This window comes from Micromonospora sp. NPDC049107 (assembly GCF_040648595.1).
Classification (GTDB): domain Bacteria; phylum Actinomycetota; class Actinomycetes; order Mycobacteriales; family Micromonosporaceae; genus Micromonospora.
In genome coordinates this window covers 392,894-415,368 of the sequence record NZ_JBEZEC010000006.1, presented here as the reverse complement: position 1 = coordinate 415,368, position 22,475 = coordinate 392,894, and the positions used below count along the sequence as shown (strand labels likewise).

At 72.4% G+C, this 22,475-nt stretch carries 28 protein-coding genes; 9 read left to right on the top strand and 19 right to left on the bottom strand.

Translation table 11 applies throughout. The annotated features are described in order from the left end of the window. Positions 1-2: 2 nt before the first annotated feature. The 3 genes from AB0B55_RS17785 to AB0B55_RS17775 form a co-directional block, all read right to left on the bottom strand. On the bottom strand, positions 3-350 hold the full coding sequence (locus AB0B55_RS17785) for an STAS domain-containing protein (RefSeq protein WP_357121806.1): 348 nt from the start codon (positions 348-350) through the stop codon (positions 3-5). A gap of 110 nt (positions 351-460) precedes the next feature. Further along, positions 461-1,507 carry a cobalamin-dependent protein gene (locus AB0B55_RS17780; protein ID WP_357121803.1) on the bottom strand — a complete coding sequence of 349 codons (1,047 nt, stop codon included), beginning with the start codon at positions 1,505-1,507 and terminating at the stop codon, positions 461-463. Continuing rightward, the gene (locus AB0B55_RS17775; RefSeq protein WP_357121800.1) at positions 1,504-3,267 is read right to left on the bottom strand and encodes a PP2C family protein-serine/threonine phosphatase; all 1,764 of its coding nucleotides are present in this window, start codon (positions 3,265-3,267) and stop codon (positions 1,504-1,506) included. Before AB0B55_RS17775 ends, AB0B55_RS17780 begins: the two co-directional genes overlap by 4 nt. A gap of 185 nt (positions 3,268-3,452) precedes the next feature. Here AB0B55_RS17775 and AB0B55_RS17770 point away from each other — a divergent pair, with 185 nt between their 5' ends. Together AB0B55_RS17770 and AB0B55_RS17765 are read left to right on the top strand one after the other, a co-directional pair. After that, positions 3,453-3,851 carry an STAS domain-containing protein gene (locus AB0B55_RS17770; protein ID WP_357172236.1) on the top strand — a complete coding sequence of 133 codons (399 nt, stop codon included), beginning with the start codon at positions 3,453-3,455 and terminating at the stop codon, positions 3,849-3,851. Positions 3,852-3,909: 58 nt separating this feature from the next. Then, positions 3,910-4,239, top strand: a complete 330-nt coding sequence (locus tag AB0B55_RS17765; RefSeq protein WP_357121794.1) for an STAS domain-containing protein — start codon at positions 3,910-3,912, stop codon at positions 4,237-4,239. A 77-nt stretch (positions 4,240-4,316) separates the two neighbouring features. Here the strand turns inward: AB0B55_RS17765 and AB0B55_RS17760 are convergent, their stop codons facing one another. Beyond that, complete coding sequence (locus AB0B55_RS17760) at positions 4,317-4,631, bottom strand: hypothetical protein (protein ID WP_355052350.1); 315 nt, start codon at positions 4,629-4,631, stop codon at positions 4,317-4,319. 200 nt (positions 4,632-4,831) lie between these two features. On the opposite strand from AB0B55_RS17760, the gene AB0B55_RS17755 reads away from it, so the two are divergent. The 3 genes from AB0B55_RS17755 (at position 4,832) to AB0B55_RS17745 (ending at position 7,806) form a co-directional block, all read left to right on the top strand. Continuing rightward, on the top strand, positions 4,832-5,806 hold the full coding sequence (locus AB0B55_RS17755) for a DUF2267 domain-containing protein (RefSeq protein ID WP_357121791.1): 975 nt from the start codon (positions 4,832-4,834) through the stop codon (positions 5,804-5,806). A gap of 82 nt (positions 5,807-5,888) precedes the next feature. Beyond that, positions 5,889-6,671 carry a fused MFS/spermidine synthase gene (locus tag AB0B55_RS17750; protein WP_357121788.1) on the top strand — a complete coding sequence of 261 codons (783 nt, stop codon included), beginning with the start codon at positions 5,889-5,891 and terminating at the stop codon, positions 6,669-6,671. 61 nt (positions 6,672-6,732) lie between these two features. After that, the gene (locus AB0B55_RS17745) at positions 6,733-7,806 is read left to right on the top strand and encodes an AI-2E family transporter (protein WP_357121785.1); all 1,074 of its coding nucleotides are present in this window, start codon (positions 6,733-6,735) and stop codon (positions 7,804-7,806) included. On the opposite strand, the gene AB0B55_RS17740 is transcribed toward AB0B55_RS17745, so the two are convergent. The 3 genes from AB0B55_RS17740 to AB0B55_RS17730 form a co-directional block, all read right to left on the bottom strand. Further along, positions 7,777-9,078 carry an NAD(P)/FAD-dependent oxidoreductase gene (locus tag AB0B55_RS17740; RefSeq protein ID WP_357121782.1) on the bottom strand — a complete coding sequence of 434 codons (1,302 nt, stop codon included), beginning with the start codon at positions 9,076-9,078 and terminating at the stop codon, positions 7,777-7,779. The genes AB0B55_RS17745 and AB0B55_RS17740 overlap by 30 nt on opposite strands. A gap of 206 nt (positions 9,079-9,284) precedes the next feature. Next, positions 9,285-9,809 carry a GNAT family protein gene (locus AB0B55_RS17735; protein WP_357121779.1) on the bottom strand — a complete coding sequence of 175 codons (525 nt, stop codon included), beginning with the start codon at positions 9,807-9,809 and terminating at the stop codon, positions 9,285-9,287. Between the two features lie 43 nt (positions 9,810-9,852). Next, positions 9,853-10,569, bottom strand: coding sequence for a VOC family protein (locus tag AB0B55_RS17730; RefSeq protein WP_357121776.1), 717 nt, complete (start codon positions 10,567-10,569; stop codon positions 9,853-9,855). A gap of 154 nt (positions 10,570-10,723) precedes the next feature. On the opposite strand from AB0B55_RS17730, the gene AB0B55_RS17725 reads away from it, so the two are divergent. Next, positions 10,724-11,014 (top strand): hypothetical protein, encoded by a 291-nt coding sequence (locus tag AB0B55_RS17725; protein WP_357121773.1) that lies wholly within the window; start codon positions 10,724-10,726, stop codon positions 11,012-11,014. On the opposite strand, the gene AB0B55_RS17720 is transcribed toward AB0B55_RS17725, so the two are convergent. Together AB0B55_RS17720 and AB0B55_RS17715 are read right to left on the bottom strand one after the other, a co-directional pair. Then, entirely contained in the window at positions 11,001-11,189 is a 189-nt protein-coding gene (locus AB0B55_RS17720) for a DUF397 domain-containing protein (protein ID WP_357121770.1), read from the bottom strand. The genes AB0B55_RS17725 and AB0B55_RS17720 overlap by 14 nt on opposite strands. Continuing rightward, positions 11,180-11,965, bottom strand: coding sequence for a helix-turn-helix transcriptional regulator (locus tag AB0B55_RS17715; protein ID WP_357121766.1), 786 nt, complete (start codon positions 11,963-11,965; stop codon positions 11,180-11,182). Before AB0B55_RS17715 ends, AB0B55_RS17720 begins: the two co-directional genes overlap by 10 nt. Positions 11,966-12,187: 222 nt before the next feature. Between AB0B55_RS17715 and AB0B55_RS17710 the strand changes: the two genes are divergently transcribed. Then, on the top strand, positions 12,188-12,481 hold the full coding sequence (locus tag AB0B55_RS17710) for a hypothetical protein (RefSeq protein WP_357121764.1): 294 nt from the start codon (positions 12,188-12,190) through the stop codon (positions 12,479-12,481). Here AB0B55_RS17710 and AB0B55_RS17705 read toward each other — a convergent pair. The 7 genes from AB0B55_RS17705 to AB0B55_RS17675 all read right to left on the bottom strand — a co-directional run bounded on the left by AB0B55_RS17705 (position 12,465) and on the right by AB0B55_RS17675 (position 17,794). After that, positions 12,465-12,872 carry a hypothetical protein gene (locus tag AB0B55_RS17705; RefSeq protein ID WP_357172235.1) on the bottom strand — a complete coding sequence of 136 codons (408 nt, stop codon included), beginning with the start codon at positions 12,870-12,872 and terminating at the stop codon, positions 12,465-12,467. The genes AB0B55_RS17710 and AB0B55_RS17705 overlap by 17 nt on opposite strands. Before the next feature lie 146 nt (positions 12,873-13,018). Beyond that, complete coding sequence (locus tag AB0B55_RS17700) at positions 13,019-14,194, bottom strand: alginate lyase family protein (protein ID WP_357172233.1); 1,176 nt, start codon at positions 14,192-14,194, stop codon at positions 13,019-13,021. A gap of 164 nt (positions 14,195-14,358) precedes the next feature. Further along, positions 14,359-14,652: a DUF6510 family protein gene (locus tag AB0B55_RS17695; protein WP_355052334.1), complete on the bottom strand. Its 294-nt coding sequence runs from the start codon at positions 14,650-14,652 to the stop codon at positions 14,359-14,361. A gap of 39 nt (positions 14,653-14,691) precedes the next feature. Next, on the bottom strand, positions 14,692-15,456 hold the full coding sequence (locus tag AB0B55_RS17690; protein WP_357122184.1) for a ferredoxin reductase: 765 nt from the start codon (positions 15,454-15,456) through the stop codon (positions 14,692-14,694). Between the two features lie 7 nt (positions 15,457-15,463). After that, a complete protein-coding gene (locus AB0B55_RS17685) occupies positions 15,464-16,063 on the bottom strand; it encodes a sulfite oxidase-like oxidoreductase (RefSeq protein ID WP_357121754.1) in 600 nt (199 codons plus the stop codon). A 76-nt stretch (positions 16,064-16,139) separates the two neighbouring features. Next, a complete protein-coding gene (locus tag AB0B55_RS17680; RefSeq protein WP_357121751.1) occupies positions 16,140-17,162 on the bottom strand; it encodes a TerC/Alx family metal homeostasis membrane protein in 1,023 nt (340 codons plus the stop codon). Positions 17,163-17,383: 221 nt separating this feature from the next. After that, positions 17,384-17,794: a DUF2267 domain-containing protein gene (locus AB0B55_RS17675; RefSeq protein ID WP_357121748.1), complete on the bottom strand. Its 411-nt coding sequence runs from the start codon at positions 17,792-17,794 to the stop codon at positions 17,384-17,386. Positions 17,795-17,953: 159 nt separating this feature from the next. On the opposite strand from AB0B55_RS17675, the gene AB0B55_RS17670 reads away from it, so the two are divergent. Next, complete coding sequence (locus AB0B55_RS17670; RefSeq protein WP_357121745.1) at positions 17,954-18,226, top strand: DUF2795 domain-containing protein; 273 nt, start codon at positions 17,954-17,956, stop codon at positions 18,224-18,226. A gap of 42 nt (positions 18,227-18,268) precedes the next feature. After that, positions 18,269-18,937: a DUF1345 domain-containing protein gene (locus AB0B55_RS17665; RefSeq protein WP_357121742.1), complete on the top strand. Its 669-nt coding sequence runs from the start codon at positions 18,269-18,271 to the stop codon at positions 18,935-18,937. A gap of 280 nt (positions 18,938-19,217) precedes the next feature. Here the strand turns inward: AB0B55_RS17665 and AB0B55_RS17660 are convergent, their stop codons facing one another. The 3 genes from AB0B55_RS17660 to AB0B55_RS17650 all read right to left on the bottom strand — a co-directional run bounded on the left by AB0B55_RS17660 (position 19,218) and on the right by AB0B55_RS17650 (position 22,339). Beyond that, complete coding sequence (locus AB0B55_RS17660) at positions 19,218-20,189, bottom strand: pirin family protein (RefSeq protein WP_357172231.1); 972 nt, start codon at positions 20,187-20,189, stop codon at positions 19,218-19,220. A gap of 136 nt (positions 20,190-20,325) precedes the next feature. Then, positions 20,326-21,057, bottom strand: coding sequence for a hypothetical protein (locus AB0B55_RS17655; protein WP_357172229.1), 732 nt, complete (start codon positions 21,055-21,057; stop codon positions 20,326-20,328). 721 nt (positions 21,058-21,778) lie between these two features. Then, positions 21,779-22,339 (bottom strand): hypothetical protein, encoded by a 561-nt coding sequence (locus AB0B55_RS17650; RefSeq protein WP_357122326.1) that lies wholly within the window; start codon positions 22,337-22,339, stop codon positions 21,779-21,781. Between the last annotated feature and the right edge of the window lie 136 nt (positions 22,340-22,475).

Sequence of the window (22,475 nt, the reverse complement as noted above, 5' to 3'; positions counted from 1 at the left end):
CATCAGAGGGCGCTGTGGGACGCCGGGTCAGCCGTGTCGGGAACGTAGCGGAGCACGTCGGCCAGACCGGTGATCCGCAACACGCGCTCGACCCGACCGGCGGCGCCGGTGATCCTCAGCCAGCCCCCGTCGGCCGCGGCCTGGTTGTCGCCCCGGACGAACACCGCCATCCCGGTGGAGTCGCAGAAGGTCAGGTCGGTGAGGTCGAGCAGCACCCGGCGCTCACCGGCGGCGGTGAGCCGGTCGATGGCGGCGGCCAGCTCGTCGGCGGTGCTCAGGTCCAGCTCACCGGCGAGCCGCAGGCAGGCGACACCGCCCTCGCGCTCGGCGTCGCTGACACTGAACGTCACCGTCTCCCCCTCGCTCGCTCCACCGGCGGGTGGGACGTTTGCAGTGCGGCAAGTATACGCAGGGGGGTACGACGCTCCGCAGCGCGTGGTGATCGTCTGGCCGACCCGGGTCAGCCGGCGGAACGGGACGCGGCGGCCAGCCCGGCACGCCCCAGGGCCAGCGCGTGCGCTGCCCGGGGGTAGTCCCGCAGCTCGGCGGCGAAGTGCTCCAGGGTGAGTTCGACGGCGCTGGCCGGCACCCGCCGGCTCGTCAGGATCTCCGCGAGCCAGTCGACGAATTCGGTGAACAGCGAGGCGTCGTCGACGTACAACGCGGCGGCCAGCGAGTCCAGGATGTGACCCAGGTCGCTCACCGTCGAGTCGAGCTGGGTGGCCGTGTACTCGCGCGTCGCCGGCGCCTTCGCCCGCAGATCGGTCAGCGCGCTGTCGATCAGATCGCCACGGCGGCGGACCAGACTCGCGTACTCGTCGTCGGCCAGGTGCGCGAGTCGCGCCGCCGGCGCCCGCCGTAGCGCCCGCTCGTCGGCGATCAACTCGGCCGCCGCCGGCGCGTTCGGCGCCCAGGCCGCGCCGAGCCGGGCCGCCCACCGGCCGTCCGCGCCGAAGCCCCGCCCGCCGACCACGACCGGCACGTCCGAACGCCGGCACGCCTCGATCATCCGGTGGGCGTGCGGCAGCCGCATCGGCAGCGCGCAGGCCAGCGCGACCGCCTGCGCGTCGTGCCGGTGCAGGTACGACACGAGGTGCGCCGCCGGCACGCTGGCGCCCAGGAAGGTCACCTGCCAACCGCGGAGCCGCAGCACCTCGGCCACCAGCCGGGGCGGCAGGGCGTGCCACTCGCCGTCCATGCAGGCCACCACGACATGACCGCCGGTCGCACGCGGTTTGGCGTGCGCCGCCACGGCGGCCACCACCCGCTCGCTGATGTGGGTGGCCGCGTGCTCCTGCGCCACGCTCCACTCGTTGCGGGCCCACCGCTCACCCACCTCGGCCTGTGCCGGCGCGACCAGGTCGAGCAGCACCCGCTCCGGCGGCACGCCCGCCTCCAGCAGGCCGATCGCCACGTCGATCGCGGCGTACTCGTCGGCGTCGGCGAGGCAGGCCAGATAGCCGGGGTAGGCGTCGGTCGGTTCCGTTGTCGCGGCGGGGGCGGTCACGCGGGGCTCATCCTCTGCTCGTCGGCGGTCGTCGGCGGGGGAACGGCGTGCAGGTGCCGCGCGCCACGACCGGGGCTGACCGCGCGCAGCGCCAGGACGGCGATGTCGTCGTGGTCGCCGTGCCCCAGCCAGTCACAGGTGACCTGCTCGACGCGCTCGGCCAGGGCCGGCGCCGGCATGCGCTGGCAATCCGTCACGGCCGTCACCAGCCGCTCCGCGCCGAACTGCTCGTCGCCGCGACGACCCCCACGGGCCTCGGTGACACCGTCGCTGTAGAGCAGGCAGGTCTCGCCCGGCGCCAGGCGTACGGTCACCTCGCCGACGCGCGGGTCGGGCACCACCCCGATCAGCATGCCGCGCAGCGGCACCACCTCAACCTCGCCCGAGCCGCGCAGCACCAGCGGCGGCAGGTGCCCGCCCCCGGCCATCGTGAGGGTGACGCCTCCGTCGCGCTGCGGACGGGCCACGCCCAGCACGATGGTGGCGAAGCGGCCCTGGCCGTTGGCCTGGGTCGTCTCGAACAGGGCGTCGTTGAGCAGCCGCAGCAGCCGGCCCGGGTGGGACTCCACCCGGTGCAGCGCCTGCAGGCACTGGCGGAGCTGACCGGTGAACACGGCCGCCTCGACGCCCTTGCCGGAGACGTCGCCGAGGAAGAAGACGGAACCGCCGTCGGCGAGCCGGTGCGAGCCGTAGAAGTCGCCGCCGATGCGCAGTCCCGCCTGCGCCGGACGGTACGCGGTGCCCCACTGCACGCCGGCGGTCTCGGTCGGCTCGACCGGCAGCAGGCTGGCCTGCAGGGTGTCGGCGACCTCCGCCTGGTCGCGGTAGAGCTGGGCGGTGGTCAACGCCGCGCCGGCGCGGGCCGCGAACGCCCGGATCAACTCGACGTCGTCCTCGTCGTACCAGCGGCTGGAGCGCCGGGCGACCAACAGCACCCCGACGGGGGTGTCGCGGCCGGGCAGCGGGACGACCCGGGCGGTGCTGTCGACGCCCGTGAGGCCGGGCAGCCAGCCGGCGTCGACCGCCTGCTCCACCAGCCAGTCGACCGTGTGCGGCTCGACACCGGTCAGCCCGTCGGCGATGGCCGCGGGGAGGGTGACGCCGGTCAGGACGCCGCCGTCGACCATCGGGGCCTCGTCGTCGACCCGGGTGGCCCGCCACCAGCGGACCCGCCCCGCGCGGGGCGCGAGCACCAGCACCGCCACCTCGGCCAGGGTCGGCACGGCGAGTCTAACGACCGCGGCGGCGGCCCGGTCGGGGTGCAGCGGGTTGCCCAGCTTGTCGCCCACCACGGCCAGGAAGGCCGACCGGGCCCGCTCGGCGAGCAACGCGTCGGCGCGGCTGACGCTCTCGGTGACGTCCTCGACGTACCAGCAGCAGCGGCCGGCGGACAGCGGCATCCGGCGGGCGGTGAGCCGACGGTCGTGGTGGGTGAAGTTCCCGGGCACGCCCTCGCCCAACCCCGGCACGCCGGACGCGGCCAGCGGTTCACCGGGTACCACCTCGGGCAACAGCCGCTCGGCCACCGGGCTCACGTGCCGGACGACACCGTCGGCGTCGCAGACCACCAGGCCCTCGCGGAAGTGTTCGACGACCTCGGACCAGTCCGGAGTGGCCTGGTCACGGTCGGGGGCCAACGGCGGCAGCGCGGGCGCGGGCCAGGACGGTGCGTCGGCGGACCACGCCGGGGCCCGTGTGGTACTCGGCGTGGAGATCCGTCCGTCGCCCGGGTCCCAGTCCCTGACGTCGGAAGCAGTCACCAGCTGAGCCTCACTCCTTGTCGTCCACCCGAACGTGCACTGTCCACCCACCCTACGCCGGTGCGCCGTGACCGGCATCCGACAGCAGGTCGGGCCCCGGTTCCGGTAGCGAGCGGCCCCGCTCGACGGTTGTTACGATCCCCTCGCGCCGGTCGGAGTGCCGGCCCGGGGGAAGGGGCCTGATCGTGCTGTCGGAAGGGCGTAGGGCCGACGCGAAGCCACTGAGCGTCGCCGTCGACCGGTCCGACCCCGACGTGCCCCTGATCCGCGTCGGCGGCGAGCTGGCGTACGCGACCTCGGCCCCTCTGCACGCCGAGATCGACCGGATCCTCGCCGACGCGCCACGCGCGATCGTGCTGGACTTCGCCGATCTGACCTTCATCGACAGCACCGGTCTCGCCGTGATCGTGCACGCCTGGCGGGAGGGCCAGGCGGTCGGCGCCGGGCTGCGGCTGCGCTCGGTCCCGCGCTTCCTGGCGACGATCCTGGACATCACCGGGGTGGCGACGCTCCTCGGTCGGCCGGTGCCCATCGCTCGTCCGGAGGGCGGCCCCGACGCCGAGGCGTCCGCCGCCACGGCGTGATCCGGCGACGCGCAGCCCCCGGGTTTGCGTTCCGCGTGCGGACTGGGAACATGGTGCAATGCCCCACCAGCTGTTGACCATCGAGGTGAGCCGGCCCGACGCCGGTCACGTCCGGCTACGGCTGACCGGCGAGCTCGACTACGACACCGCGCCGGAGCTGGTGGCCGCCGCGGCCGGCCTGCACGGCGAGCCGCAGGTGACGATCGACCTGAGCGGCGTCGGCCTCTGCGACTCGTCCGGGCTCAGCGCCCTGCTGATCGCGCGTCGGAGCGTCGGCGCGATCCGGCTCACCGGGGTCAGCCCGCAGATCCAGCAGTTGCTGGATCGCACCGGCCTCACCGAGCTGCTGGCCGTGCAGGGCGACGACGAGCTGCGCGCCACCGGCTGACGGCCGCACCGAGCGACCACCCCACGCGCGAGGGGGCCCCCGACCCTGGGACCTGGGGCCGGGGGCCGGAGAAATGCCTAGGGCGCGGTCATCGGCTGGAGTCGGGGCCCGCCGTCGCGCAGTTCGACGGTCGACGGAGGTTCGATGTCGTCGGGTTCCCCCGAGTCGGGCGTCTGGTACAGGTAGCGGACAAACTCCCCACCCGCCTCGTTGTCGTCCGCACCCGGCCACTGGCCGATGCAGTCCATTCCGACCACTTCCCGGCCGGTTCCGTCGGCCTCCTCCAGCAGCGCCCACAGGCTCACCGGGTAGCACCGGGTGGCGTCGGGCGTGAGCTGCCAGCGGGCGTACCAGCCGGGTCGAGCGGGAACGATCTCGACGATCCGTTTCATGACGACCTTCCTTCCGCGTACCTCGGAAGAACTGCCTCCTGCCCCGATCCTGCGGGCCGCACGGGTGAGCGCCCCTCACCCCGGGCGGATGAAGCCCGGCCGACGCTCAGCCCTACTCGGCCGGCAGCGTCCGTTTCGGCTCCCGGGACGACGGGAACGCGACCGTCGCAGGATCGATCCCCAGCGGAAGGGGCGTCACGATGCGCAAGCAGATGGAGGGCGACAACCAGCGCCGCCGGGCGTTGGCCCGGCAGGCCCGCGAACAGGGCGGCCAGCCCAGCGAGTACGGCGCGAGCCTGAGCGCCTCCAAACAGCTCACCAGCCTGGACCAGAGCAGACGGGCCGGCCCGCCGCCGGCCGGACGGCACAAGGCGGACACCACGCGTGGTGGACCGGCCCCGCCGTCGAGGGGTACCCCGGACAATCCGCGACCGCAGCCGCCTCCCGGTGGCGCGGCCGGTGTGACAAGTCTGGGATACCGGGATCTGGTCGAGGATGTCCGACGTCGGTCCGGGGTGGACTTCCGGACGGCGAAGGTGGGCGCCGAGGCGACCGTGCTGGTGCTGGCCTTCGCGCTCGACACGGCGGAGCGGCAACGACTGCTCGCCGCCGTGCCGAACTCGCTGCACGACGTGGTGCCCGTGGACGGCATCGAGCGGCACCGCGATCTGCCCGGCTTCCTGGCCGAGGTGGGCCGGATCAGCGGGCGTACGCCGGAGCAGGCCCGCTACCAGGCGGAGGCGACGATGGCCGCGCTCGCCGACCAGGACGGCGACCTGATCGAGTCCCTGCACGTCCCCGACGGCCTGCGGGAGCTGCTGAACCCGCCAGCGGCCGGCGGCGGCATCGTGGGGGCCTCCACCACCACGCCCACCCTGGACGAGGAGCAGGTCCAGGCGGCGCTGGACGACCTGCCGTACTGGGCCGGCGACACCACCGCCCTGTACCGGGTGGTCGCGCTGCCGCCGGACAACCTCGACCGGGTGCTCGCCCGGCTCGACCGGCTGCGCCAGGAGACCGGCCGTGGCCCGAGCATCGGGCGTCCCGGCGACACGGCGGCTGTGCTGACCGTCCGCACCAATCAGGCGGACGGGGTGAGCGCGCTGGACGTGGACCTGGCCCATGCGATCGACGACGCGATCGACGAGGTCGGCGCCGGGATGGCCGGCGGCTGACCACCGCTACGGCGTACGCGGGCCGGCGGACGCGGGTGCTCCCGCGCCGCCGGCCCGTCGGCCGCTCGGTTAGCGTGCCGTCATGAACCGCGCCGCCGACCGTCTGGAGTTGGTCGCCGATCCGGTCCGCAGGACCGGACGGACGCTGCTCTCCGCCGGCGTCGAGCAGTCGTACGTGGATGTCGAGGATCCCCGGCACCTGCACTTCGAGTACGTCCGCCGGATCGCGTCGGCCGTGGAGCTGGCGGCCCCCGCGGGCGTACCCCTGGACGTGTTGCACCTCGGCGGCGGCGCGTTGACGCTGCCCCGCTGGCTGGCCGCCACCCGGCCGGGCTCGGCGCAGCGGGTCGTGGAACGGGACCGGGCGGTGGTCGACCTGGTGGCGCGGGAGTTGCCGCCGCTGCCACCCGAGGTGCGGGTGGCGGTCGGCGACGCGCGGGAGGCGGTCACCGCCGCCGGGGCGGACGGGTACGACCTGGTGATCGCCGACATCTACCAGGCTGCCCGGATGCCCGGACACGTCCGCACCGTGGAGTTCGCCGCCGAGGTGGCCCGTGTCCTGCGGCCCGGCGGGCTCTACCTGGTCAACGTGACGGACCTGCCACCGCTGGTCGGCACCCGGGTGCAGGTGGCGACGCTGCGGGCGGTCTTCGGGGACGTCTGCGTCTTCGGCGACCGCCGGATGCTGCGGGGTCGGCGCTACGGCAACCTGGTGCTCGCCGCGACGCACCGCCCCGGCGGGCTGCCGGTCGGTCGGCTCGCCGTGGCCGCGCTGCGCGACCCGATCGTGGGTGGGCTGCTGCACGCCGCCGCCCTCGACACCTTCGTGGCCGGCGCGCACCCGCTTCTCGACACCGACGTCTGAGGTAGGGCGAACCGGCCGGGATGCCGGGTTTCCTGCGGTCTGGGCGGGGAAGGCCCGGCGGGTGAGCAACGCCGAAGATCGGGCCACCGCCCGCCGGACCCTGGTCGTGATCGGGCTGGTGCTGGCCACCGCGCTCGCGCTCGCCTTCGTGTACGCGACCCGTCGGGTGCTCGTCTGGACGGTGGTGGCCGCCTTCTTCGCGGTCGCGCTCAAACCGGCCGTGGACCGGCTGCAACGCCGGTTCGTCCGCCGCCGGGCGCTGGCCACGCTGCTCGTCTTCCTCGCCGCGTTCGTCGTGCTGGCGGTCCTGGCCACGGTGATCCTGGTGCCGCTGCTGGACGAGGTGGGCCGGTTCGCCGAGCGGGGGCCCGAGCTGCTGCGCGACGCGCGCGCCGGGCGCGGTCCGCTGGGTGAGTTCCTGGAACGCACCGGGGTACGGCGCTACGCCAGCGCGCACGCGGACGAGCTGCGGAATGCCGGTGCCCGGCTGCGGCAACCCGCCGTCGGGGTGCTGCGTGGCGTGGCGGAGGGGGTCGCGGGGCTGGTCACGGTCGTCGTGCTGGCGTACCTCATGGTGTTGGAATCGCCGCGGATCACCCGCGGCGTGCTCGCGGTGGCCGGGGACGGTCAGGGCGAGCGGTTGCGCCGCGTCGGCCGGGAGGTGTCCCGGACGGTCACCGGCTACCTCACCGGCAACCTGCTGATCAGCGTGATCTGTGGCGGGTTGACGTTCCTGGTGTTGAGCCTCACGGGGGTGCCGTTCGCCGGGGTGATCGCGCTGCTCGTCGCGGTGGCCGACCTGATACCGCTGGTGGGCGCGACGATCGGCGCGGTGCTCGCCGCCGGGGCGGGGTTCCTGCACTCCCCCACCGCCGGCGTCGTCGTGCTCGTCTTCTTCGTCGTCTACCAGCAGGTGGAGAACCACCTGCTGCAGCCGCTCATCCTCGCCCGCGCGGTCCGGCTCAACCCGCTGACCGTGCTGTTGAGCCTGCTGCTCGCGGCGGAGTTGGCCGGGTTGCTCGGCGCGCTGCTGGCCATCCCCGCCGCCGGCATCGTCCAGATCCTGCTGCGCGAGTACGGCCCGCGACGGGCAAACCCGCCCCGCTCACCGACCCCGCGTCGCGACCTCGGGTGAGGTGCTCTCCAGCGGCACCGCGTTCGCCGGGACCAGCCCCAACTGCACCGCCGAGCGGGTGAGCGCGGCGTCGAGCACCCAGTCGGCACCCACGCGGGTGCGGTTACCCGGCATCGCCATCAGGTGGTACGCCCGGGTGACCGCCTTGGCGGGCAGCCCGGCCAGGTTGACGTGCAGCGGGTTCGCGGCGGCGTCCTTGCCACCCAGGTCGACCACCCAGCCCAGGTCGTGGTGCTTGTACGGCCGGCGCGTGCCGAACCCGTACGACGCGGCGATGTTGTGCGCCACCCGCTTGCCCTGCCGCTCCGCGTGCTGCGCCGTCATGCCGCAGATCTGCCCCGGGTTGACCAGGTCGGGCACGGCGGCCGCGTCACCGCAGGCGAAGACCTCCGGATAGCCGGGAACGTTGAGGTACTCGTCGGTGACCAGTCGGCCCCGCTCGGTGCGCAGGCCCAACTCGTTGACGAACGGGTCGGGGCGTACGCCCACGCACCACACCAGCGTGCAGGTGGGGACGTACTCGCCGTCGGTGAGCTTGACCCCGTCGCAGGTCGCCTCGGCCACCGAGGTGCCCATCCGCACGTCCACGCCGCGCTTGTTGAGCACCTTGTGCGACGTGTCGGACATTCTCTTGTCCAGCTCAGGCAGCACGCGGGGGGCGACGTCGAGCAGCATCCAGCGGGGCCGGACGGTGAGCCGGGGTCGCTGGGCGTGCAGGGCGTCGGTGAACAGTTGGCCGTGCGCGGCGACCTCGGTGCCGGTGTACCCCGCGCCGACCACCACGAAGGTGGAGCGGGCCCGCTGCTCGGCCGGGTCCTCGGCCTGCTCGGCCAACTCCACCTGGCGCACGATGTGGTCGTGCAGGTAGACGGCCTCGGGCAGGCCGCGGAAGCCGTGCGCGTACTCGGTGACGCCCGGGATCGGCAGCAGCTTGTTGACGCTGCCCACGGCGAGAACCAGCCGGTCGTACGCCAGGCGGTTCTTCTCCCCCTCGGGCTGGGTGAAGCCGACCCAGCGGTTCTGCAGGTCGACGTGGTCCGCCTCGCCGATCACCACCCGTACACCCTTGAGGGTTCCGGTCAGCGGCACGGCGATGCGCGACGGCTCGACCACCCCGGCGGCCACCTCGGGCAGCAGCGGCAGGTACAGGAAGTAGTCGGTGGAGTTCAGCACCACGATCTCGGCCCGGTCCCGGGCGATCCGGCTCAACGTCTTCGCCGCGTGGTAACCGGCGAACCCGGCCCCCACGATCACCACACGAGGTTTCGTCATTGCCGGCCGTTTCCCGTCGCAGCCCAGGACAAACGTCAGTCCCGGCGGCAGGTCCACCTCCACCGGAGTTCTCCCGGTCCCCACCGGGGTCAGGCCCTGTTGATCAAGAGGTTTGCGTCATCGCCTCGGCGTGTCGTGACGCAAACCTCTTGATCACGCGGGTGGGGGGGTGGGGGTGGGGGTGGGGGTGGGGGGTTGGGTGGGGGTTAGGGGGGTGGGGCGGTTATGGCCCAGCGTTCGTGGTCGCGCCACGCGCCGTCGATGAAGAGGTAGTCCGGGGAGAAGCCCTCCAGGCGGAAGCCGAGCTTGCGGGCGACCCGCCGGGACGGCTCGTTGCCGGGCTGGATGTTCGCCTCCAGGCGGTGCAGCCCGACGCTGGTGAACGCGTGGTCGATGACCAGGGCGATGCCCGCCGAGGCGTGCCCGGTCCCGCTGTACGGCTCGAACGCCGCGTACCCCAGGTACCCGCCGCGCAGCGCGCCGAGCACGATGCCGCTGATGTTCACGTAGCCGGCGATCGCTCCGCTGGCCCGGTCGCAGATCAGGTATCCGGCGCTGTCCCGGCGGCGGATCCGGGCGAGGTAACGGTCGTACTCCTCGGGCGTTTCCGGCGCGGCCAGCCACGGATGGTGCAGGTCCCGACTCCGCCGCACGGCCGCCACGAACTCGTCGACGTCGGTCGGCCGGGGTCTCCGGATCGCGGCGGGACCACCGCTGCGCAGGTATCTCACGACGGACCACTCTGACCCACCGGCGGGACAGTTGTCCAACCGGCTAGCGGGGGGTCAGCACGGAGAACTCGTTGCCGTCGGGATCAGCCAACACGACCCGACCGGCCTGATCGGTGCCGATCCGGCTCGCGCCGAGGGCGAGCAGACGGTCCACCTCCGCCTGCTGGTCACCGTCGACGGGTGGCGCGAGGTCGAGGCGCACCCGACCCTCGCCCGCACGCGACATGTAGGGCGGCCCACCCCAGGTGATCTTCGTGCCGCCGCGCGGGGACTGGATGGCGGTCTCCTGGTCCTGGTCCCAGACCAGCGGCCAACCGAGCGCCTCGGCCCAGAAATAGCCGACCTCCGGCGTGCCGTCGCAGGCCAGCGCGCCGACGAACCCGCAGCCGGCGAGGAAGTTGTTGCCCGGCGGGATCACGTCGAACTCGTTGCCCTCCGGGTCGGCCAGCACCACGTGGTCGACGTCCGGGCCCTGACCGATGTCGAGGTGCCGCCCACCCAACTCGATCGCCCTGGCGACCGTCCGCTCCTGATCCTGCGGCGAGGTGCTCGTCAGGTCGAAGTGCATGAGGTTCTGGACGACCTTCGGCTGCTCGGTCGGTGCGAAGCGGAGTCGGAACCCGGTGTCGTCGGTGGGCACGAGCCCCACACCCTCGCGCGGATCGTCGACGATCTCCCAGCCGAGAATGCCGGACCAGAACCGCGCCAGCGGCAGAGGTTCGAGCGCGTCGAAGCTGATCGCGAACAGGTGAGAGGTCATCGGTCTGCTCATCTCCGATCCGAATGGGCGCGGCCCGCCGTGGAGCGGAAGCGTACGGATGGGCACGCCGGTCCGCATCCGAGTATTCGCCGAAGCCCCTCGTCCGGCGCGAATCCCGCTACCGCCGCGCCCGCCCGCCGCCTAACCTCGCACCGTGGCCAGGACCCGGAAGCGGACAATCCGCGTCGACGACGTCGACTATCAATGGACGGTCAGCCAGGCCGATCCGCGCCACGTCGTGGTCCGGGTGTGGAACGTCGACGGCGGCCAGGACGTCCGGCTGGAGGAGCGGGTTGCCTTCGACGACCCGTGGCTCAACTATGGACCGATCATCACCACGGATCCCGAGCGGGTGGCCGAGGTGTTTGCCCTGGAGCCGGTCACGCCACGGCTGGTCGAGAGGCTGATCCGGTCGGCGCTCGCCGATCCGCTCAGTGGCGCGTGACGAACGTGACGAAGGCCCGCCAGGCCGCCGGGGTGACGACCAGCGCCGGGCCGCTCGGGTCCTTGCTGTCGCGGATACCCACCACGCCCGGCAGGTTGGCCGCGACCTCGATGCAGTCGCCGGAATTGCCGCTGCTGCGGGTGCTCTTGCGCCAGATCGCGCCGGTCAGGTCCATGCCGCTGCCGCCTCCGTGATCACGTCGAGGGTCTGCCGGTGCGACAACGCCTCGGCCCGTACCGATTCCCACGACTGCCGCAGCGATAGTACGTCGGCGGTGCGCTCGACCACCGTCCCCTGTAGAGGATTGTCCAGGTAGGCCACGTCCTCCCCGTCGGCGGGCGTGGCGATCACGAAAGCCCCGTTGAGGCCGGGATAGGCGCCCACACTGCGCGGTACGAGGTGCAGGTGCACCCGTGGCCGCCGACCGACCTCAATCAGGTGCTGTAGCTGCTCGCGCATCACCGCCGGTCCGCCCACGGGCCGTTCCAGGACGGTGTCGTCGAGCACGGCGACGAACAGGGGCGGCTTCTCGCGAGAGAGAATCCCCTGACGCTGCATCCGGGCAGCGACCTGCTGCTCCATCTCATCACCCAGCAAAGGGCTGGCACCCTGGTGCAGCGCCCGCGCATAGCCCTCGGTTTGCAGCAGCCCCGGCAGCACCAGCGGCTGGAACGAGCGCAGCGCGGTCGCCTCCTGCTCGATCGTCACCCACTCGCGGAACCACGGCATCACCGACTCGCGGATCATCGTCTCGCGGATGCGCAGCAGCAGGCCGTCGGCGTCCAGCACGCGGTCGCTGCGCTCGGTGAACTCCAGCCGGGGCGGACGCCGGCACTGCTCGACGGCCGCGACGAGCGACGCCGAGTAGTTGATCCGTTCGCTCAGCGCCTCCTGGGACAGACCGGCGACCGTCCGCAGCCGACGCAGCTCGCCGGCGAACAGCTCCAACATGGGCAAACGATCCACTGCACACCTCTGCACACCGGGGGCGTCTGACACGTACATCGGCGCTGGTGGGACTCGCGCGCCTTCCGACAGTAGCGGCCCGGTCAGCAGACTGTCACGTAGCGGAACCGCCCGGCCCGGCCCACTGACGGGCGGAACCGAACGAGGGGCCGCCGCGAACCCCTGTACCGCGGCGGCCCCTCCCCCACCTGTGAAGGAGCGTGTTCCATGGTGACCTCACCGCCCGTGCCGACCGGCACACCGCCGCACACGCCGCTGCGTCCGATGTGGTGCTGCCGCGCATGCGGTGGCCCGTGGCCCTGTCCGACCGCCCGGCTGGTGCTCAAGGCCGAACACGAACACGACCTGATCGGCCTGTCGATCTACCTGTGCGGGCAACTGCACGACGCGATCCGGGACCTCTACCGGCTCAATCCCGACGACGCGCCCGCGCCGCAGGCCCTGTTCGCGCGGTTCGTCGGCTGGACCCCGTACCGCCGTCCGCTCATCGCGCCGGACTGAACCAGCGGGCCAGCCACGGGGTGAGCGCGACGAACGCGAGGGCGAGAACGGTGATGACGGCCTGCCCGATCCGGCCCGGGGTGATGCCACCGGCCGGGTCGAGCACGTAGTTGGCGTACCCGTTGGCGGCGGCGTCCGTCGCCAGCACGGCGCAGCCCAGCGCGAGCCCCGCCGGACGGCGGGCCGCCAGCAGCAGCGCCGCCAACGGATCCCACAGGGTCAGGGACGCGAAGTAGACCGCGAGCCAGCCGGGCAGCGCGAGTTGCGGCCGGAGACCGGGGACGAGCAGCTGGAGTACGTGCACGACGCCGCCGTACGCGAAGACCAGCACAGCCGCCGCCACGACCAGCCGGACCCGCGCCGGAACGCCGCGCCAACGATCGGTGCCCACCCGGCCAGTCTGCCGCGTGACCCCGGCACGAGAGGCACCCTGATCGACTCCGTTTCGCTGATATAGGGGTGTCCGGGGCACTTCGACACCCCCAGTTCAGCGAAACGGAGTCGATCAAGGGCTGAAACCGCGGCCTGAACCGCCGGCTACGCCGGGTTGTTGGCGTGGGTCAGGGTCTCCCAGGCCACGAAGAGGTTGTTCGTGCCCTGGGGACGCTTACGCTCGGTGTAACTCTGGGTGTTGGCCATGCCGATACCCATCCGGTTGTGCAGCGCGTTGAAGCCGACCTCGGTGATCGGGCCGAGGCCGAGGACGACCGAGCCGCCGCACACGCTCGACGGCACGGCGGTGCCGTTCTCGTACTTGGTGTGGAAGCCGAGCGCGTGGCGCAGCCGGTCCTGGAGCTCCGGGTAGAGGTCGCCGCCCTGGATGCGGGTGGTTTCGGCGACGTGCGAGATGGCGGAGAGGCTGTAGCCGGTGTGGACCCAGTCGCGGCAGGTCTCCTGCGCGTGCCCGTCGGTGTAGGTGGCCTGGCCGTGCCAGCGGGAGACGAGTTCGGCGGGGGTGTCGACGCTGGTGGCCGGCGGGTACAGGGGTCGGACCCCGTCCGCGGCGATGTAGATGGACGCGGCGGCGGCGGCCCGGAACCGGGCGAGCGCCCGGTCGTACGACGTGCGGTCCTCCAGGAAGATCGAGATGCCGATGGCCGCCTCGGCGAGGGTCAGGTCCCAGTTGCTGGTGCGGGAGTCACCGGCGATGACCACGGGCAGGTAGACGGTGCGCAGCATGGTCGCGAACCGCGCCTGGTTGGGCCAGTTGCCGTAGGTGTACCGGATGATCTCGGCGGCGCGCGGCCAGACCGAGCCGGCCCAGCCGGTCTGCAACGGGGCGTTGGCGTTGGTGTGCCGCTGGATGGTTGCCGACCAGGCGTCCATCAGGGCGATCGACTTCTGCGCGTACGCCGAGTTGCCGGTGATGTACCAGGCCAGCGCGTCGGTGTACGCGGCGATGGCGTCCTCACGCTCGTCGGTGCAGCCGTAGTTCGGGTTGGAGGTCTGACCGCACTCGACGGTCGCGCGCGGTGCGGGGACCCGGGACAGCGAGGCGTATCGGCTGCCCATCATCTGGTTGTAGGCGTTGCGCCACGGCTGCTCGCCGGCCTGCACCTTCGCCTTGACGAAGTCGAGCTGCGGCCGGCTGACCAGCACACCGGGATGGGTGAAGGTGGCCGGGGCAGCCTGGGCGCTCGGGGGTGCAGTGGTGGTCACCGCGCCGGCGGCGAGCGCGATGACCACCGCCAGGAGTACGCGTCGACAGCGCATGGGGCTCTCCTCAGTACGGGTGGATGAATAGACAACTGTCTTAACAGTTGCCGGACATCCGACCGCATACCGGGAAACCGGGCAAGAAAGCATCGATAAATTCAAGACTATGGAAAATCAAGTATTTATCCACTTTCCCGCGCTCACCCCGCTGAGCCGCCCCGTCAGAGCGGCTCGGGCAGCGTCTGCTCCATCGGCATCGGCACCTGGAGGTAGGTGACGCCGCGCATGTCCAGCCAGGCCCGGTCCGGCCCGCGCACCAGCCGCACCATCACCGACTCGCAGGACGGGCAACGGCCGACCAGACCCGGGGCGTGCGAGTAGACGTGCAGGCTGGCCATCGATCCGGTCATCCCGCAGTTCTCACAGCGGCCCATCGCGGTGCTCAGGTCGACGGCGAACAGCTCGCGCAGCGGACCGTCGAGCATGTTGCCGTCCAGGTAGGACATGTTGGTCATCGGATCTCCTCGACAAGACGGTGAGCGGCGGGCGCGCTCTCAGCCGGTGGGGCCGAAGCGTTCGGTCCTGATCCGCCGCGACTGATGGCCCAGCCCCACCAGCAGGTCGGCCACGGCCTCCACGAACCCGGTCGGACCGCAGACGTAGGTGAGCGGTTGCAGATCCGGCGGCCAGCCGTGGGTGTTGACGTCGGCCAGGCCGACCCGGTGCGGCTCGCCGCGCCACCCGTCGGGGGCCTCGCGCGTGTAGACGTACGCCACGTCCAGGCCGAAGTCGTCGCGGCCCCGGCGGCGCAGCTCGTCGGCGTAGATCACGTCCTGGGGCGTGCGGACCGAGTAGATCAGCCGGAACGGCACCTTGCTGCCGACCTCCCGCCGCGCCCGGATCATCGCCATCAGCGGGACGACCCCGGAGCCGCCGGCCACGAGCTGCACCGGATCGGTCTGCTCCGGACGCCAGATGAACCAGCCACCGAGCGGTCCGCGGATCTCCACCGGGTCGCCGGCGGCGAAGACATCGATGAGGTACGGGGACACCTCGCCGTCGTGGACCCGCTGGACGGTCACCTCGATGCGCGGGCCGCCGGGCCCGTCCACGACCGGCCCGGCGATCGAGTACGACCGGGCGGCCTGGTAGCCGTCCGGGGCGGTCAGGCGCACGTCGACGTGCTGGCCGGGCAGGTGCCCCGGCCAGTCGGGCACCTCCAGGACCAGCGTCTGCGCGGACGCCGTCTCCACCCGGCGCTCCACCAGCCGGGCCACCTGCCACTTGATCGGCGCGCGGGCCGGGGTGCCCGTCGCCACGGCCCGCTCAGTCACCCTGGTACCGCTGCTCGCGCCACGGGTCGCCGTAGTCGTGGTACCCGGCGGTCTCCCAGAAACCCGGCTCATCCATCGTCTTGAGCCGGATGCCGCGCACCCACTTGGCGGACTTCCAGAAGTACAGGTGCGGCACGAGCAGCCGGGCCGGCCCGCCGTGCTCGGCCGGCAGCGGTGCGCCGTCGAAGGTGTGCGCCACCCACGCCCGGCCGCCGCGCAGGTCGTCCAGGGGCAGGTTGGTGGTGTAGCCGCCGTAGGAGTGCGCGAGCGCGAAGTGCGCGCCAGTGTCCACACCGTCGAGCAGGGTGTCCAGGGAGACGCCCGTCCAGGAGGTGCCGAGCTTCGACCAGTGGGTGACGCAGTGGATGTCGACGGTCGGCGTCTCCTGCGGAAGCGCCATCAACTCCTGCCACGACCACCGGTACTCGGTGCCGTTCTCGGCGGCGATGACGAACTCCCAGGTGTCCAGGGAGACCCGGGGTGTCGGGCCGGCCGAGAGCACCGGGAAATCCTCGGTCAGGTACTGACCGGGCGGCAGGGCCGGCTCCTGTGATCGGGGCCGACCCTGGAAGCCCGGTGACACGATTCCCATTGCACAGTCGTACCACCCGGGCCGGCCGGGGCGGGAGCTTTCCCGCGTACCCCCTCGTGGGCCCGGCGCGGCGCGGTCAGTGCCGTTCGGTCACGACCTCGCGCTCGGCGGGCGTGCCGCCCCGGGTGGCGCGCAGGCTGGTCAGGGTGACCACCACCAGCACGCCGATGATCACGCCGAGCGAGGCCAGGGTCGGGATCTGCGGCACGCTCTCCCAGATGCCGTGGGCCCAGTGCAGACCCAGCTTGAGCCCGATGAACGCCAGGATGATCGCCAGACCGTAGCTGAGGTGCACCAGCCGGCTCAGCGCCGCGTGCAGGACGAAGTAGAGCGCCCGGAGGCCGAGCAGGGCGAAGGCGTTGGTGGCGAAGACCAGGTACGGGTCCTCGGTGATCCCGTAGACCGCCGGCACCGAGTCGACGGCGAAAACGATGTCGGTGGCCAGCACCGCGACCACCACCAGGGCGAACGGGGTGAGCGCCCGCCGGGCGCCCTCCCGGACGGTCATCCGGGTGCCGTGGTAGTCGTCGACCACCGGCATGACCTTGCGCAGCAGCTTGACCGAGCGCATCGTGTTGATGTCGACCTCCTGCTCGTGCCCGGAGAGGGCGTCGCGCAGGAGCTTCACCGCGGTGGCGATGAGGATGATCGCGAAGAGCAGGAACGCGAAGTCGAGGGTCTGCAACGCCGCCGCGCCGAGGGCGATGAAGACCGCCCGCAGCACCAGGGCGCCCGCGATGCCGTAGAGCAGCACCCGCTGGGCCAGCACGGCCGGCACCGCGAACGCGGCCAGCAGCAGCATGAAGACGAAGAGGTTGTCGACCGAGAGCGACTTCTCGACGAGGTAACCGGTCAGGTATTCGACGCCCTGCTGGGAGCCGTAGCGGGCCCAGAGCCAGCCGCCGAAGGCCAGCGGCAGGGCGATGTAGAAGGCCGACCAGCCGATCGCCTCGCGCATGGACACCTCGTGCGGCTTGCGCGTCACCAGGAAGTCCAGCACCAGCAGGAGCAGTACGCCGGCGATCGTCACCGCCCAGAGGGTGGGCGTACCGATCGACGTCAGGTCACTCGCCGCCGCCAAGGGGGACAATTCGGTCATGGGGTCTCCTCGAACACCGTGTCATGTTCGAGGTCTCCTTCACCCATCACCAGATGGGCAACCACCCGAGGCACGCCGGGCGTGCCGTACTGACCGGAATGGTTCGTGGGAAGTACTCCCCTCGCCACGACCAGGTTAGGCCAGGCCGGATCGACACGCCAAGCCGGACGTCGATGGTTGCCCTGGCCAACCGCTGTGTGCGCCTGCTTCTCCGCCCGCCGTCAGGCGCGGCGCAGCGTCGCGCCGGGGGCCATCGCCTGCTCGACGAGGTCCCGGTAGTCGCGCGGCAACTGCGTCGCCACGTCGTCGAACTCGCCGCCCGTGATCGCCTCGCGCAGCGTGGTGAACACCGCCCGGACGGCGTCCCGCGCCGCCGGCTCCTCGACCCGCGCCCGCAACGCCACGCGCGCCACGAACTCGGCCGCCCCGAAGCGGTCCGCCTGCTCGGTGCTCGGGCTCGGCTTGAGCACCAGTTGCAGCGGCTGCGGCAACTGGGCAGCCAGGTCCAGCACCTCGCCACCGGTCAGCCGCTCGGCGAACGTCTCCAGCACCGCCCGGGTCAGCTCGACGGCCTGCTCCGACGACGTACGGGTGCGTTGGGAAACCTGGTCGACGAAGGTGTCGTAGTTCATCGCGTACTCCCTCGAACTGTGTCTGCGGCGCCTGCGGGTACCCGCCGCGCCCCGGTGGAAACGACGCCGGATTTCCCGGACCGACCCGGGCGTGACCCGACGGCGGACGGGTAACCGCCGCCGGACGCGACCAATCCATGCCCCGAGGGAGCCCCAGACATGGCGAGCTACGCGGACGTCCTGCAGTACCTGTCGAGCCTGGACTACCCGGCCGAGAAGGACGACGTGGTCCGCGAGGCCGAACGCGAAGGCGCCCCGCCGGACGTGCTCAAGGCGCTGCGCGCCCTGCCGCCGGTCGACTACGCCAACGGCACCGAGGTGGCCCGCTCGGCCGGCATCGAGGCGGCCCCCGAGGTCGGCCCGGCGCAACGCGCCACGCAGGCCCGGGACAAGAAGCACAACCGGGTGTCGCAGCACCTGCGCGGCCTCTGACCACGCGGTGGGGTCGTCCGTCGTGGCGAGCCGGCGTCGCCGATGACCGGCACCGGTCCGCTGTCGCGCCCGCCGGACGGGCACACCCCCGCGGCGACGCAGCTCGCCATCGTGGCGGCCGTCGGCGTCCTCGTGGGCGGCGTCTTCGCCCTGGCGCTGTCGCCCGCGCTGTCCCCGCTGGCCGGCTGGGACGCCGCCGCGCTGAGCTGGCTGACGCTGGTCTGGCGCAAGCTCTGGCCGATGGACGCGCCGCGCACCGCGCAGCTCGCCGTGCACGAGGACCCCAACCGGGCCACCCGGGACGTGGTCCTGCTGATCGCCTGCCTCGCCAGCCTGCTGGCCGTCGGGCTGGTCCTGGCCAGCGCGCACGCCGCGCCACCCGGAGTACGCCGCGACCTGTACGGCGCGCTCGGGGTCCTCAGCGTGGTGCTGTCCTGGCTGGTCGTGCACACCGTCTTCGCCGCCCGCTACGCGCGGATCTACTACACGGGCCCGGACGGCGGGGTGAACTTCAACCAGAGTGAACCGCCCCGGTACTCGGACTTCGCCTACGTGGCGTTCACCGTCGGGGCGACGTTCCAGGTCTCCGACACCAACCTGACCAGCAACGAGATGCGCCGGACGGTGCTGCGGCACTCGATGGTGTCGTACCTGTTCGGCGCGTTCGTCATCGCCGTCACGGTGAACCTGCTGGCGGGGCTGGCGCATTGAGAGCTGAGGCCCGGCTGCGTCACGGGCGGGAGCCTCGCCGGGACAGGCGGGCGCCCCTTGGCCACGAACCGCGACCGGGGGCGCCACGCAAACCTGCCCAGGCGGTGGACCACGTCCGAACCGGTCGCGGCCACCAGGCGGTGGATGCCCGCCCGAACCGAGCGGTCAGCACTGCCGGGTACAACCATACGACAGAACATCCTCCGTACGGTCAGTTTTTGCCGAACTGTGGGCCAACGCACGTCAGCCCTCGGTCGGCCGTTCCGCAGAGCGGGTCGGGTCAGCCGTGCAGGCCGCCGGTACGGTCGCGGGCCTTGAGCCGGGTGGTGGGCAGCGCGGGCGCGGGCAGCGGCGACGCCGCGTCGTCGGCCACCACCCCGAAACGCCGCCCCGCCATCCAGTCGTCCCGAGCCTCGGCGATCTCCTCGTGCGAACGGCCCACGAAGTTCCACCACATGACCAGCGGCTCCTCGAACGGCGTACCGCCCAGCAGCAACAGCCGCGCCCCCGCCCCGCCGCGCACGGTCAGCTCACGCCGACCCGTACCCAGATAGAGCAGCGCCCCCGGCTCGAAGCCCACCCCGGCGGCCTCGGCCGCGCCGGACATCGCCAACACGGCGTACTCGAAGTCGGGTCGCAACGGGAGCGTCGTCGGCGCGGACCCGCCCAGCTCGAGCTGCACGCCCACCAGCGGGGTGTGCACCACCGCCGGCGACCGCTGCCCGGCGAACTCGCCCACCAGCAGCGTCGCGTCGACCTCACCGTCGCGCCAGCGCGGCAGGTCGGCGTGGTGGGCGAAGTCGGCCGCGCCGGCCCGCGCCGGGTCCGGCAGCGCCACCCAGAGCTGCACACCGTGCATCACCGGCGGGTGCGTGGCCGGCGACCGCTCCGAGTGGGCGATGCCGTGCCCGGAGGTCATCACGTTCAACTGGCCGGGTCGGATCGCCTGGACGTTGCCCAGGCTGTCCCGGTGGATGATCTCGCCGTCGAGCAGCCACGTCACCGTCTGCAGCCCAGTGTGCGGGTGCGGCGGAACCTCCATGCCCGGTCGCTGCGCCACATCATCCGGGCCGAAATGGTCCACGAAGCACCACGCGCCGACCATCCGTCGGGGCCGCTGCGGCAGCAGACGCCGCACCGTCGTGTACCGACCGAGCGGCACGTCGTGGCCGGGCAGCAGCACGCTGCCGGGATCGACGTCGGCCACGCCGGGCGGTCGGGTCTGCGCCAGCATCGATTCGGTACGCTCCACCGCCCGACTGTACGCTCGCGCGCTCCACCGACAGCGGCGCTTCCGGTTCGGGGTGACCCCCAACTCAACCGCGCGGGCGCTCGGACCCGCGCTCGATCCACCCGGCGTCACCCCGGCCGCTGAAGCCGGCCCGCCGTCACCGGGCCTCGGCCACCGTCACCGCGTTGACGCCCGCGACCAGGTCCAGAAAGATCCGGTTGGACGAGCGGTCCCATCCCGGCGTGCTCACCAGATCCCCGGCGGCGACCCCGTTCCACCGCTGGTCGCGGACCACCACCGAGCCGGCGCCCGAGCCCGCGCGCACCCGCACCGGCGGCGTGCCCGGCACCCGGACGGAGAGCCGGCTGGTCCCGCCGGTCAACCGCACCGTCATGACGCCGCGATCCACGGGCGGCAGGATGAGATCGGTACGAGCGGAGCCGCCGACAAGGTCCACTCCCCGCAGACGCGCCCGCGTCAGATCCAGCACCTGCTCACTGACCCCACCCTCCAGGCGCAGACGCCAGGCGACCCGCTCGCTGAGCAACACCCGTACGGCCCGTCCATCGGACGCGCCGGCGGCCACCACGCCGAGCCGGACCGTCTCCCCGTCGAGCACCGGCCGGGCAGCCACACCCGTGCCGGACGGGCTGCTGATCCGGTAGAGGTCGTCACCCAGGTCCGTCACCCGCAGGTCGAACGACGTCAACCCGTCGACGAGTACGAAGGTGGCCTTCTGCCGGCCCGCCAACGACGCGGTCATCGTCTGGTCGGATGCCGCCGCGGCGTCCTGCCTCGTGTCCTGCGGACCCGTGTCACTGTAGGTCTGACCGAGGCGGTAGGGGTCACTCACGATCACCGCGACGGCCATGACGCCGAGCACCAGCACGACGGCAGCGGCGGTCAGCAGCAGGCGGGCACCGACGGACCAGCGTCCCGACGCGACCTCCGCCTCCGGTGGCCCTACCTCCGTGTCCTGCCTCGAATGCGGCGCAACGTCCCGGCCCGCAGGTGAGCCTGCGTCGGACGCTGGGCGAGGCTCTGTCTCGGGCGGCGGTTCCGCTGTGCTGGTCTCCCGGTCCCGGCTGGCCGGCTCGGACCCCGGTTGGCTCGTCGCCGGGTCGTCGGCCGGCAGGTGCGCCGCAGCCGTCCGAGCCGCCGCCATCGTCTGCGCGAATTGCCGACCTGTTCGGCGTGCCGCCTGATGCTCGCTGCCGTCACCCACCACGGCCATGCCCTGTCCCTCCGCCGGTCCCCGCCGGAGGGTACGGACGCGATCGTCGATCGGATCACCGCGCGCTGACAACGCCACTGCGCTACGTCGCCACGCGGGATCCGCAGCCCGCTGGCCACCGACGGCGTCCACCGGGACAGCTTGGGCCATCGTGATGACCCGCGGGCATCACGCCGCCGGCGGTAGGCCCACCCCGGCCCCACCCCACGCCGCGACGCCGCCACCCGACACCGCCCCAACAAGCGTGATGCCTGTGCGTCATCTTGATGACCCACAGGCATCACGCCACCGACGGTAGGCCCACCCCGACGCCGCCGAGGTCTGGAAATGCGGCGATGGCCGGCACCCGTTGTCGGGTGCCGGCCATCTGTGTGTCTTAGCTGTTCCAGTTGTGGGCGACCAGGTCGGTGGCCTGCTGCTCCCACTGGGCGTAGGCGTCGGGGTAGGCGGAGACCTGGACGGTCTGGGCGGCGTCGGTCAGGGGCATGTCCTGCCAGCCGTCGACCTGGCGCAGGCCCTTGAGGAACGCGGTGGTGGAGTACTCGGGGTTGGTGATCTGCTCGGGGGTGCCCCAACCGCTGGTCGGGCGCTGCTGGAACAGGCCGAGGGAGTCGTGGTCGTTGGCGTCGCCGAGGTGGCCCAGGTTTTCCAGCTTGGACTCCTGCAGGCTGGTGGCGATGGAGATGACCGCGGCCCGTTCGGGCAGGCCGGCCTTCTTGGTGGCGGCGATGATGGCCTTGGCGTTGGCGGTCTGCTCGCCGTTGAGGTCGATGTGCGACTGGTCGCCCTGCGGCTTGGGTGCGGTGGTCTGCACCGCGGCGGGCTTGGCGTCCACGGCCGGGGTGGCGGCGTGGGCGGCGATGGGGCCGGCGAAGACGCCACCGGCGAACGCGAGACCAGCGATGGACAGCATGCTCTTGCGGAAGATCGTGTTCATGGGGGTTGCTCCTTCGGGGGTAGGAAACACCCACCCGTCACCAGTGCGGGGGATCGGTGACGGGGGTGTCAGCACCTCGTCCGGGCGCTCAAAGACTGGGGGGCGGCCTGCGAGCGGGGGGGGCTCGTGGCGGCCG